Origin of the sequence: Virgibacillus litoralis (assembly GCF_017873675.1) — a bacterium.
In the GTDB taxonomy this organism is placed as follows: domain Bacteria; phylum Bacillota; class Bacilli; order Bacillales; family Amphibacillaceae; genus Lentibacillus; species Lentibacillus litoralis.
Map to the genome: position 1 here is coordinate 67737 of NZ_JAGGKK010000015.1, position 13367 is coordinate 81103.

Here is a 13367-nt window from a genome sequence, read left to right on the forward strand (position 1 = left end):
CACAAAATACAGAAAAAAAATAAGGTATATTATTATTTTAAATATTGTGATAATATTAAATTGTACAGGTTATAAGTGGGAGGAAACTGTAATGGATGGCTTTGTACAATTTGCACAAAATACAGTGAAAGCGGTTTCAGAAATCTTGCCATTTCCAATTAGTGTAAGTGATGAACAAGGTTATATAATCGGAGATACAAATCCTTTGCGAATTGGAACGATACACACACCATCAATTGAGGTTATCAAAGCTAATAAAGTCATTTTATTTACCGAAGAAAAAACAATCCATATGGAAAATGTACTGCCTGGAGTTGCTGTTCCTCTTAATTTTGAAAACAAACCTGTTGGTGTTCTTGGTATTATTGGAAATCCAAAAGAGGTTGAATCCTATGCGTATCTGGTGAAAAAATATGTGGAGATGATGTGGCAGGAAACACTCCATGTTCAAATTGAGAACTTGGAAGCTATGACATTGGAATCGTTTGTCCAGTATATTCTATTAAATGAATCTATTAATCATGAGCAAATCAGTCATTACTGTGAGTTGCTTCATATTGAATCAAATCGGAAGCGTACGTGTATTGTAATAGATATCGGTGATTACTTTCTGACGAATATGCAAGATAAACAGGGGACTATTCCACCTGAGCACATGAAAAAGACAATACTGGACTGTATTGTTCGTGCATTTAACGGGGGCCAGCAAGATGTATGTGCATTCTTGAACACAGAAAGAATTGTCTTTTTAAAGTGCATTCCCAGTGAAGAAGATTTTCTAAGGTTTATGAATGAATTTAGAGATTGCAGCATTCACTTGCTGGAAATGTTTCGCGTATTTAAACTCACTGACGTAATCATTGCCTCAGGAAATATCTGCTCATCTTTGGATCATGTAGCTCAATCTTATTGGGAAGCAGATTCGCTTATAAAATTCTCCCACAAATCCCTGATCACACCAAAAATCTATTCTTATTTCGATTGGGATATATTAATTGAGATGCTTCCACATCAGCTTGGTCTAAACATGCAAAGGATACTTGTCCAACGCTTGCAACCGCTACTAGACGATGATGCATTTTCAGAGCTGAAACATGATTTCATTTCCTACTGCAATAATAATATGAATATAAGTAAAGCGGCTGAGGAATTATTTATCCACCGGAACACATTAATCTATCGGCTGAAAAAAATAAACAAGATTACAGGCCTTGACACAAGCTGTTTCGAACATTGCACACTACTGTATTTTGTGCTGAAGTAAGCTGAGTATTTATAAATATGTTAAGGTAGAATACATAATATTATGAAAATAAAGGAGGCTGTATGATATGTTATCAAATAAAGAGATTAACAAAGCAATATCGATGAGAGATGTAATAGACTCCATTGAAAACTATTATTTGCAGAATAAGTCTAGTAATGAGATAACACCTGATCGTATGCATATTGATGATGAGGATAACACAGCATTATTGATGCCAGCATTTTATGGTGATTACTATGCAACAAAATTAGTAGGAGTAGCCCCTAACAATACGAAGCTGGATAAGCCGTCGATACATGGGTTAATGGTGCTCTATAATCGAAAAACACTCGAACCTCTTATGACGTTTGATGCAATGCCAATAACTGCTTTACGTACTGGTGCCCTTGGTGGGTTAGGAATGAAATATTTATCAGATCAGAATGCTTCCTCGATTGGAATTATAGGCACAGGTACCCAAGGGTGGAGTCATTTGCAATCAGCATGCGCTGTACGATCAATTGAAACAGTATATGTTTATAATCGCAGCAATAAAAAATTAAAAGAATTCATTACAAAAGCAAAAAATGAATATCCTGATTTAACTGTAAGACAAGCAGAATTACCAGAATTAATCAGAAGTTCAGATATCATTATTACAACAACAACATCTAAAACACCGGTCTTACCTGATATGGATCCATCGGTTTGGAAGGGAAAACAAGTTATGGCAGTTGGGTCTTTTAAACCTTCCATGCAGGAACTTCCTGATTCTTTTTTATCTGCAGTAGATGAATTTTACGTTGATGCATACAGCGCATTCCACGAATCAGGGGATATGATTCGGGCGAAGCACTTTGGGGCGAATGAAAACAATACTTTGTCACTGGAAAAAATGATTAAGCAACAACATAGACCGACCAATATTTCGGGCAAAACTTTATTGTTTAAGTCTGTTGGTATTGGTATTTTTGATTTGATTACATCTAAGGAAATCTATGAAAAATTAAGTTAAGGTTCAATAGCTTATGAATAGGAATTGACTCTATTCGTAAATTACCATCCTAAAAAAATACCTTTTCAATTTCAGCTGTTAGTGGTAGAATTTTATATTAAATTATTAGAATAGTTTTACAAAGGAAGGGTAGGGCTGGTTATGGGTAAAGACTTACGGATAAAAAGTAATGTGTTCAGTGATAGCTTTTTGAGAGCGCCAAACCGTGCGATGCTTCGTGCAGTTGGTGTTACAGATGATGATTTTAAAAAGCCAATGATTGGTGTTGCAAGTACATGGAGTGAGGTGACACCCTGTAACATTCACCTGAATGATTTGGCGGTTAGCTCCAAGAAAGGGGCTAAAGAAGCTGGCGGTGTTCCGCTTATGTTTAATACGATAACAGTTTCTGATGGAATTTCCATGGGCACGAGTGGTATGCGTTATTCACTTCCAAGCCGGGATCTTATTGCTGATTCAATTGAGACGGTTACTGGTGCGGAAAATTTGGATGGACTTGTTGCAATTGGTGCCTGTGATAAAAATATTCCCGGTTGTATGATTGGGATTGCTAATAGTGAGGTTCCGTCTGTTTTTGTATATGGCGGAACTATTTCCCCTGGTTCCCATGGCGGAAAGGATATTGACATTGTGTCGGTATTTGAAGGAGTAGGTAAACATAACAATGGGGACATTGATGATCAGGAGCTAAAAGCGATTGAATGTAATGCATGTCCTGGTGCAGGTGCCTGTGGCGGGATGTATACTGCTAACACGATGGCGTCAGCGGTGGAAGCAATGGGAATGAGTTTGCCTGGAAGTTCCTCGAATCCAGCTGAATCAAAGGAAAAAGCAGATGATTGCGCTGCTGCAGGTGAAGCTGTATATCAATTACTGGAAAAAGGTATTTATCCAAAAGATATTATGACAAAAGAAGCATTTGAGAATGCAATAACAGTAGTGATGGCACTGGGCGGATCAACGAATGCTGTTCTTCATTTGCTGGCGATGGCTCATGCGATTGATGTTGATTTGAGCATTGATGACTTTAACAGAATGCAGGAACAAGTTCCACATCTTGCTGATATGAAGCCGAGTGGCAAATATGTTATGCAGGACCTGCATAATGCAGGTGGTGTGCAGGCTGTCATGAAGCTTCTTCATGAGGAAGGATATTTGCATGGGGATTGTCTTACAGTAACTGGAAAAACAGTTGCCGAAAATTTAGCTGAGGCACCTTCATTAGAGGATGATCAGAAAGTAATTATGCCATTTGATAATCCTATGCGTGCGGATGGTCCATTGATTGTTCTAAAAGGTAATTTGGCACCGCGCGGCGCAGTGGCGAAAGTGTCTGGTGTAAAAGTCAGTCGTCATACTGGTCCGGCGCGTGTGTTTAATACGGAGAACGAGGCTTCGGCAGCAATTAGTGAGAATAAGATTGCTGAAGGTGATGTTGTAGTGATCCGCTATGTTGGTCCAAAAGGTGGTCCTGGTATGCCTGAGATGCTGTCGATTTCAAGTTTGCTTGTCGGAAAGGGACTTGGAGAGAAGGTGGCATTGTTGACTGACGGCAGATTTTCTGGAGGAACTCATGGACTTGTGGTAGGTCATATTGCACCGGAAGCACAGGATGGCGGTCCAGTAGCGCTTCTACAGGAAAATGACCTTGTTACAATTGATTCGGAGCAAAAGGAGATTTCATTTGAAATTTCTGAAGATGAATTACAGCGTCGTAAGGATGAATGGACAGCTCCACCTATGTACAAAAAAGGTGTGTTAGGTAAATATGCTCATACGGTTTCCTGTTCTTCAAAAGGAGCAGTGACTGATTTTAAATAGTTTTTAGATGCCCCGGATAATACCGGGGTTACTTTTTTGGTGGTTAAGAGTCTATAGAACTTCGATCGGATATGTTTATCAACCTGAAATTGGATATATCAACCGAAATGGGAGGATATCGACTTGAAATTTGGCTTATCAACCAGATGTGTAATTTATCAACCGAAATGGAGGGATATCGGCTTGAAATTTAGTTTATCAACTGGAATATGAATATATCGACCTAAATGTGAACTTTAACCGGATATCTGAACTTCAACCCAATATCGAGAACTTCAACCAGATATCAAAAACATCAACCTCATAGCGGACAACTCTCCCTTTTTACCCTGTAATACAAATGTAATATATTCACCATTTTCTTGTCGCAATCATAATGTAAACGCATTCAAACTATTTGATTAATCAAAAGTATCAAAAAATTTTCAAAAAGTGGTTGACCTTTACTGTGAAACGGTATAAGATTATCGACAATATCAAATTTTCAGATACAAATAATATCATCAAATCGATGATGGGAATAAAGGAACATGGCCCATGTTTTTACAGAGAGCCGGGGTTGCTGTAAGCCCGGAATTACATGTTGTTCTGACATCGTCCCTGAGTGCAGAATTGAAAGGGTTGCAAATGAAGCTCCCCATTAGATTCTGTCAGGTATACACGGGTATACCTGTTATCAAAAAAAGCTGTTTGACAGCTTAGTGAGGCAGGATTCGTGAGGATGCTGTAAACTTGGGTGGTACCGTGAAAAGAGACTCTTTTCTCCCCATTCATTCTGCTTATTGGCAGGTGTGTGGGGAAAGAAGGGTCTTTTTTTTATAGCAGTAAAGAAAGTATAAAAAGCTTTCTTATGCATAATTGCAACTTAGGCTCGCCAGATTGGCATAAGCCTGTAAAAAAGTAAATTTTAAGGAGGCATGCAATAGTGAAAGTGGAGGCGAAACCTGAAATGGTCAGTGTAACAGAAAAGATGACCGGTGCTGATGTGTTGATGAATGCTCTTGTAGAGGCTGGTGCCGATACAATTTTTGGTTATCCAGGCGGGGCGGTACTCCCTATTTATGATGCGTTGTACCGGAGTCAAGCACCTTTTCAGCATGTGCTGTCGCGGCATGAACAGGGATCGATTCATGCGGCAGAAGGATATGCAAGGGTTACCGGAAAACCAGGCGTTGTGATGGCAACTTCTGGACCGGGAGCAACGAACCTGATAACAGGTATTACGGACGCGATGATGGATTCGTTGCCGCTAGTCGTATTTACCGGGCAGGTAGCAAGTGGTGTGATCGGAACGGATGCTTTTCAGGAGTCGGATGTGCTGGGGATAACGACTCCGATTACCAAATACAATTATCAGGTGAAACATGTATCTGAAATACCCAGGATCGTGAAAGAAGCTTTTTATATTGCTGCTTCAGGAAGACCGGGACCAGTTGTAATTGATATTCCAAAAGATGTATCAGCGGCTGTAACGACGGAGACATTTTCCAGTGAATTTCATTTACCTGGATATCAGCCAACCAAAAAGCCTAATCCATTACAAATTGTTAAATTAGCTGACGCACTAAGTCGTGCGGAAAAACCTGTTATTCTCGCTGGGGCAGGTGTTCAATTTGCAAACGCATCGGAGAACTTAAAACAGTTTGCAGAGATACATCAGCTTCCGGTAGTAACAACATTACTTGGTCTAGGGACTTATCCAGGGTCAGAAAAGCTGTCCTTGGGTATGGGTGGAATGCATGGAACGTACGCTGCCAACATGGCAATTTACGAAAGCGACTTATTAATTAATATTGGTGCCAGGTTTGATGACCGCTTGACAGGGAATTTAAAACATTTTGCCCCGAATGCCAAGGTAGCTCATATTGATATCGACCCTGCTGAAATCGGCAAAAATATTAAGACGGAAATTCCTGTTGTAGCTGATGCAGATGAAGCGCTTAAAATGTTGCTGGAAAAGGCGGATTCATCCATGCACCATGAACCTTGGCTGGAAAAGCTGCAGGGAAATAAAAGAGATTATCCTTTGTGGTATGAACAGTCGGATAAAGAAATATCGCCACAATGGCTGATAGAACAGGTTTATAAACAATCGTCAGGAAAAGCAATTGTTACGACTGACGTTGGACAGCATCAAATGTGGGCGGCACAGTTTTATACGATGGAAAAACCAAATCGTTGGGTGACATCAGGAGGACTTGGAACAATGGGGTTCGGATTTCCGGCTGCAATTGGTGCACAGCTCGGTGCGCCTAAGGATCTCGTTGTTGCATTAGTAGGTGACGGAGGCTTTCAGATGACTTTTCAGGAACTGTCTGTAGTTAAAGAACGAAACCTGCCTGTTAAAGTAATCATCGTTAATAATGAGGCACTTGGAATGGTGAGGCAGTGGCAGGAAAGTTTTTATGAGGAGCGTTATTCTGAATCAGTTTTTTCATCAAATCCTGACTTTGTAAAGCTAGCAGAAAGCTACGGAATTCGTGGAATGAAGGTTGACAAGGAAGCGGATGTAGAAGAAGTATTGCAGGAAGTATTTTCATATGAAGGTCCAGTTGTTGTTGATTGCCGTGTTGTTCAATTATCGAATGTGTATCCGATGATTGCCCCAGGTAAAGGAATCCATGAAATGGTAGGGGTGACAAAATGAGACGAATCATAAGTGCAACGGTTCAGAATCGTGGAGGCGTACTAAATCGGGTGACTGGGATGATGCATAAGCGGCAATTTAACATCGAAAGTATTTCTGTTGGTGCATCCGAAACTGAAGGCATATCGAAAATGACCTTTGTTGTCGAGGTAGGCGATCATCAGAAACTGGAGCAGCTGACCAAACAACTTAACAAACAAATAGATGTTTTGAAAGTGTCGGATATTACAGAAAAGGCGATTGTTGCAAGGGAGCTGGCATTGATAAAGGTGAAAGGAAGCGGCCAATTGCGTGCAGAAATTCAAGGAGTGATTACTCCGTTTCGCGCATCCATCATTGATGTTTCCCGGGAAAGCCTGACGATTCAGGTTACCGGCAAGCCAGATAAGGTCGAAGCGTTAATATCACTGTTACGGCCATATGGAATCAAAGAGCTTTCCAAAACAGGTGTAACTGCATTCCTAAGAGGGCAGCAGCCGCAGCAGGTAACCGAAATCAATTCGTTTCCAGTTTAAAAATGGGTAAATTAAAAAACTTTGAGGAGGATGTTTCAGATGGCAAAAGTATATTATGAAAAAGAAATCGATAAGCAGGTATTGCAGGAAAAGAAAATCGCGGTGGTAGGTTACGGATCACAAGGGCATGCACATGCATTAAATCTTAGAGAGAGCGGGTATGACGTTGTGGTTGGACTTAGACCAGGGAAATCACAGCAAAAAGCAGAGGCTGACGGGTTTAAAGTTTATTCAGTTGCTGATGCGGTAAAGGCTGCAGACGTTGTAATGGTGCTGCTGCCGGATGAGCATCAGACAGAGGTTTATGAAGAAAGCATTAAGCCGAATTTGCAGGCAGGAAATGCAATGGCATTCGCGCACGGATTTAATATTCATTTTAATCAAATTGTCCCGCCGTCAGATGTTGATGTTTTCCTTGTTGCTCCAAAAGGCCCAGGACACCTTGTTCGCCGAACGTATGAGGGAGGTGCTGGAGTACCAGCATTGTATGGTATTTTTCAGGATGTTACAGGCAATGCCAAGCAGCTTTCACTTGCTTATTCACAAGGAATTGGTGCAGCAAGAGCAGGGGTTCTTGAAACGTCATTTCAGGAAGAAACGGAAACGGATTTGTTTGGTGAGCAGGCAGTACTTTGCGGTGGACTTACAAATTTAATTAAAGCAGGATTTGAAACGTTAACTGAAGCAGGATATCAGCCTGAAGTTGCCTATTTTGAATGTATGCATGAAGTGAAACTGATTGTGGATCTGCTGTATGAAGGCGGACTTGAAAATATGCGTTACTCGGTTTCTGATACCGCGCAATGGGGTGATTTTGTTTCTGGGCCACGCGTCATCAACGATGAAACAAAAGCCCGCATGAAGGAAGTGCTTTCGGAAGTTCAATCAGGTGAATTTGCTAAAGGATGGATTTTGGAAAATAAGGCAAACCGCCCACAATTCTATGCAATCAATGCTTTAGAAAACCAGCATCCGATTGAAAAAGTTGGAAAGGAGCTCCGTGATTTAATGCCTTTTGTAAAACAGCCATTACAAGCAACAAAAGAAAAGCAAAAGGATGTGAATGTGCATGTCACAAATTAAAATTTTTGATACGACTTTGAGAGATGGTGAACAATCACCGGGAGTGAATTTGAATAAACTTGAGAAGCTGGAAATCGCAAGACAGCTTGAGAAATTGGGTGTTGACCGGATGGAGGCAGGTTTTCCTGCTTCATCCCAGGGTGACTTTGAAGCAGTAAAAGCAATTGCTGAAACCATTAAAGGAACATCGGTTACTGGGCTTGCAAGAGCAGTAAAGTCGGATGTCGACACAGCATGGGAGGCGCTGAAATATGCAGAGGAACCGTGCCTTCATATCTTTTTGGCAACATCACCAATTCACATGACTTATAAGCTGAAACAAACACCTGAGCAAGTGATTGAGACAGCAGTGAATATCGTCGCATATGCAAGAGAAAAGTTTCCGCAAGTGGAGTGGTCAGCTGAAGATGCTTCTCGGTCAGATTGGAATTTCCTTGCACAAATAATTGAGAAAGTAATTGATGCTGGTGCCACAGTAATTAACTTGCCGGATACTGTTGGGTATACGACGCCAAAGGAATATGGGGAACTATTTCAATTTATTAAAGAAACAGTTCCAAATATCGATCAAGTAGATTTATCCTGTCATTGTCATAATGATTTGGGCATGGCGGTTGCTAATTCGATTGCTGCTGTAGAAAATGGTGCTACTCAGGTGGAAGGAACGATAAACGGTATTGGAGAGCGCGCTGGTAATGCATCATTAGAAGAATTGGCTGTAGCATTCGAAATTCGATCAGATCAATATCCTTATACAACTGGGCTAAAGCTTAATGAGATAAAGCGTACGAGTGACCTTATCGCGAAGTTATCTGGGATGTTTGTCCAGGCAAATAAGGCGGTTGTTGGCCGTAATGCATTTTCACATGAAGCTGGTATCCATCAGGATGGCGTTCTAAAAAACAAGGAAACATACGAAATTATTACACCAGAAATGGTTGGAGTACAGTCAAATACACTATTTCTTGGAAAACATTCCGGGCGTCATGCGTTTCAGGATAAAGTGAAGTCACTCGGATTTGAGCTTGCCGAGGAAAATCTGAAAAAAGCATTTTATCAGTTTAAACAGTTAACTGATCGTAAGAAAGAAGTAACGGACGATGATATTTTTACAATCTTGATGGAAATACAAACAGATCAGTCTGGTGCTGCTAAGTATCGAATGGAAATGTTCCAGGTGCAATACGGTACAGCGAATATCCCTACAGCAACAGTATCATTGACTACACCTGAAGGGAATAAGGTTCAGGAAGCTCGTACAGGACAGGGAAGTGTTGAAGCACTTTATAACACATTGGATAGCTTAATTGAACAGGAATTACAGTTAGTTGACTATCAACTGAACTCAGTCGGGCGCGGAAAAGATGCGCTTGCTGAATCACATGTACAGCTTTTGGTAAATGGAGAATCAATGAATGGCCGTGGAACTGCACAGGATGTTGTTGAGGCTTCGGCAAATGCTTTTTTAAATGCTGTTAATCGCTACATGATTCAATATCATATATCAAAGCCAAAAGAAGAGGCTGTAAAAGGAGGATATTAAATGAATAAACAGGTTGTTTTGCTGCCAGGAGATGGTATTGGCAAAGAAGTGATGGAGTCAGCTAAGTTAGTACTGAATACGGTTGCTACAGAATACGGCCACCGTTTTGCTTTTCATGAACATGCCATAGGTGGAGATGCAATTGACCGCTATGGCATCCCGCTGCCGGATGATACGATAAAGGCTTGTCAGCAGGCTGAAGCTGTATTACTAGGGTCTGTTGGAGGAAAGAAGTGGGATAATCTCCCGGCAAACAAGCGGCCTGAAAAAGGATTACTTGGGATTAGGAAGCAATTGGGACTGTTTGCAAATTTGCGTCCGATTAAAAGCTTTCCGGCATTAGAACATGTTTCTCCACTGAAACAAGAAGTTATTAGTGGAAGTGACATTTTAATCATTCGTGAATTAACAGGTGGTCTGTATTTTGGGCAGCCTAGTGAACGGCGAGAAAATGGGCAGGCAGCAGTTGATACACTTTATTATCAGCGCTATGAAATCGAACGGATTATTGATAAAGCATTCCAAAGTGCACGAAAACGACGAAAGCATTTAACTTCAGTGGATAAAGCAAATGTGTTGGAATCAAGCCGTCTTTGGCGAGAAGTTGTCGAGGAAAAGCGGCAGCAGTATCCGGATGTAACGGTGGACCATCTGCTTGTTGACGCTGCTGCAATGAAGCTTGTTACAAGTCCTGATCAGTTTGACGTTATGGTTACGGAGAATTTATTTGGCGATATTTTAAGTGATGAGGCATCCGTTTTAACCGGTTCGCTTGGAATGCTTCCGTCTGCAAGTGTACGTTCAGACGGTGTTGGTCTTTACGAGCCAGTTCATGGATCAGCACCTGATATTGCTGGACGTGGAATGGCCAATCCAATTGGGATGATTCTGTCAGCAGCTATGATGCTTCGCCATTCTTTTAATATGGAACAGGAGGCTGCCGAGATTGAGTCAGCGGTAAATGATACGTTAAATGAAGGCTATCATACAGCTGATTTGAATAGGGAAGGCGGAAAACTTGTTGGTACCGCCGAGATGACTGAGGCAGTTATTGAAAATATCACGACTAAAAGTGTTTCAGACAGTATTTGCAGTTCATATTTCTAAAAGAGAGAGGAGGAATTCTTGATGGGGAAGCCTGAAACGATTATAGAAAAAATTTGGAATAAGCATGTTGTGCATGATGAAGAAGGTAAACCAAGTCTTATGTATATTGATCTGCACCTTGTTCATGAAGTTACGTCACCACAGGCGTTTGAAGGATTACGGCTGACTGATCGCAAAGTACGTCGGCCGGACCTGACTTATGCAACGATGGATCATAATGTTCCAACGAAAAACCGTGATGTAATAAAGGATGAAATTTCGGTAAAACAGATGGAAACATTAAAAAAGAACTGCTTAGATTTTGGTATTACCCTTGCAGATATGTATCATCCTGATCAAGGAATTGTTCATGTAATTGGTCCGGAGCTTGGGTTGACGCAACCGGGAAAGACGATTGTTTGTGGAGATAGCCATACTTCTACACATGGCGCTTTTGGTTCATTGGCTTTTGGAATTGGAACAAGTGAAGTCGAGCATGTTCTTGCTACACAGACATTGTGGCAGGAAAAACCAAAGACTCTCAATGTTCATGTTGAAGGTGATCTAGGTCCAGGTGTAACTGCAAAGGATTTAATTTTAGCGATTATTGGGAAATACGGCGTTCGGTTTGGCACTGGTTACGTAATCGAGTATACCGGAGACGCGATCCGCGAGTTGTCTATGGAAGGCCGGATGACGGTTTGCAATATGTCGATTGAGGCAGGGGCAAGAGCTGGCCTGATCAGTCCCGACGAAAAAACTGTTGAATTCCTGCGTGGCAGGGCTCATGTACCAGAAGGAGAGCAATTTGAAGAACTTGCTGAAGAGTGGTTAGACATCGCTACTGATGAAGGTGCTGTCTATGATCAGACCGTAACAATAAAGGCAGCCGAAGTTGAACCGCAAGTAACCTGGGGAACAAATCCTGGTATGTGTGTACCTGTAAATGGTTCCACTCCGTCAGCAGATGATGTGGAGCATAAAGAGGATTTGGAACGGGCATTAGCGTATATGGGATTGGAGGAAAATCAGCCAATCACTTCAATAGAGATCGACCATGTGTTCATCGGTTCCTGTACTAATTCACGATTGGGTGATTTGAAAAAAGCTGCATCAGTTATTCAAGGTAGAAAAGTGAATCCAAAAGTTAGAGCGATTGTTGTCCCAGGGTCATTTAAAGTTAAATGGCAAGCGGAAAAAGAGGGACTAGATCTTATTTTCAAAGAAGCTGGGTTTGAATGGCGAGAGGCTGGCTGCAGTATGTGTCTCGCTATGAATGATGACATTGTTCCACCAGGTGGAAGGTGTGCCTCAACGTCGAACCGCAACTTTGAGGGTAGGCAAGGAAATGGTGCCAGGACTCATCTGGTCAGCCCGGAAATGGCGACTGTTGCTGCGATTGAGGGTCATTTTGTGGATGTACGTCAATATGCAGGGGCACTGCAATAGGAGGTGAGTGATTATGGAAGCTATTCAAAAGCATGCTGGAAAAGTATTTCCATTAAATCGTACAAATGTTGACACAGATCAGATTATCCCAAAACAATTTTTGAAACGTGTCGAACGAACCGGCTTCGGTCAATTTCTTTTTTATCATTGGCGATTCGATGATGATGGCAATCAACGGTCTGATTTTATTTTGAATCAGAATGCATATGCAGATGCCTCTATCTTGCTGGGCGGTGAAAATTTTGGATGTGGATCATCCCGTGAACATGCTCCATGGGCGTTATTAGATTATGGGTTTCGAGTAATTATTGCACCTAGTTTTGCTGATATTTTTTATAATAACGCCTTAAAAAATGGGATTATTCCAGTGCAAATGGATGAAGAACAGGTAAGTGAATGGATGAAACAAGCGGAAGAATCATCTCTATATTTGCAAGTGGATTTGGAGAATCAGCAGATTGTCGATGATGAACGAACAGTTCCATTTTCGATTGATAATTACCACAAAGAAAAGCTGTTGAATGGCTGGGACGACATCGCCCTCACGCTGCATCATGAAGCTAAAATTACTGCGTTTGAGGGCAGGTGAGTGAATAACTAAGACTTTTTGTGTTGCTTATCAATCTTTGCAGTTAGATATAATCTGTGTCACTGTAGCAACATTTATTTCTGCTTTGGGCAGTCGCACACCTTAGGGCAACGCTTCAGCTTTCTCGGAAGCAAAAACCGCTTAGCCTGCGGGATCTTCAGCTGTTGCTTCAACGAACAGGACGTTCTAGTACCGGTGTTGGTCACAGGACGTGGCCGATTTTAGCCGGTGACACGCAGGGATTCGACTGCCCTACGCTCCAATAAATGCCATACTAGCGAAGGAAATACACGAAGACTCCTACGGGAAAGCGAAGACGTTGAGACCCCACAGCGAGCCTTCTTTGCGAGTGAGGAGGCTCAGCTCGAGCCCG

Annotated in this window: 10 protein-coding genes; all 10 read left to right on the top strand. The window is 41.5% G+C overall.

The window, feature by feature from the left end:
- The first annotated feature begins 91 nt into the window (after positions 1–91).
- The 10 genes from J2Z82_RS13505 (at position 92) to leuD (ending at position 12994) form a co-directional block, all read left to right on the top strand.
- Complete coding sequence (locus tag J2Z82_RS13505) at positions 92–1264, top strand: CdaR family transcriptional regulator (RefSeq protein ID WP_209481298.1); 1173 nt, start codon at positions 92–94, stop codon at positions 1262–1264.
- Between the two features lie 67 nt (positions 1265–1331).
- Positions 1332–2261, top strand: a complete 930-nt coding sequence (locus J2Z82_RS13510) for an ornithine cyclodeaminase family protein (protein ID WP_209481299.1) — start codon at positions 1332–1334, stop codon at positions 2259–2261.
- 141 nt (positions 2262–2402) lie between these two features.
- A complete protein-coding gene (ilvD, locus tag J2Z82_RS13515) occupies positions 2403–4082 on the top strand; it encodes a dihydroxy-acid dehydratase (RefSeq protein ID WP_209481300.1) in 1680 nt (559 codons plus the stop codon).
- Positions 4083–5007: 925 nt separating this feature from the next.
- Entirely contained in the window at positions 5008–6729 is a 1722-nt protein-coding gene (ilvB, locus tag J2Z82_RS13520; protein WP_209481301.1) for a biosynthetic-type acetolactate synthase large subunit, read from the top strand.
- Entirely contained in the window at positions 6726–7244 is a 519-nt protein-coding gene (gene ilvN / locus J2Z82_RS13525; RefSeq protein WP_092491749.1) for an acetolactate synthase small subunit, read from the top strand. The genes ilvB and ilvN overlap by 4 nt, the downstream gene beginning before the upstream one ends.
- Before the next feature lie 39 nt (positions 7245–7283).
- Entirely contained in the window at positions 7284–8327 is a 1044-nt protein-coding gene (gene ilvC, locus J2Z82_RS13530; RefSeq protein ID WP_209481302.1) for a ketol-acid reductoisomerase, read from the top strand.
- Positions 8314–9870 carry a 2-isopropylmalate synthase gene (locus J2Z82_RS13535; protein ID WP_209481303.1) on the top strand — a complete coding sequence of 519 codons (1557 nt, stop codon included), beginning with the start codon at positions 8314–8316 and terminating at the stop codon, positions 9868–9870. Before ilvC ends, J2Z82_RS13535 begins: the two co-directional genes overlap by 14 nt.
- Positions 9871–10977, top strand: a complete 1107-nt coding sequence (gene leuB, locus J2Z82_RS13540; RefSeq protein WP_209481304.1) for a 3-isopropylmalate dehydrogenase — start codon at positions 9871–9873, stop codon at positions 10975–10977.
- Positions 10978–10998: 21 nt separating this feature from the next.
- On the top strand, positions 10999–12405 hold the full coding sequence (leuC, locus tag J2Z82_RS13545; protein ID WP_209481305.1) for a 3-isopropylmalate dehydratase large subunit: 1407 nt from the start codon (positions 10999–11001) through the stop codon (positions 12403–12405).
- 13 nt (positions 12406–12418) lie between these two features.
- Positions 12419–12994: a 3-isopropylmalate dehydratase small subunit gene (gene leuD, locus J2Z82_RS13550; protein ID WP_209481306.1), complete on the top strand. Its 576-nt coding sequence runs from the start codon at positions 12419–12421 to the stop codon at positions 12992–12994.
- Positions 12995–13367: the final 373 nt, after the last annotated feature.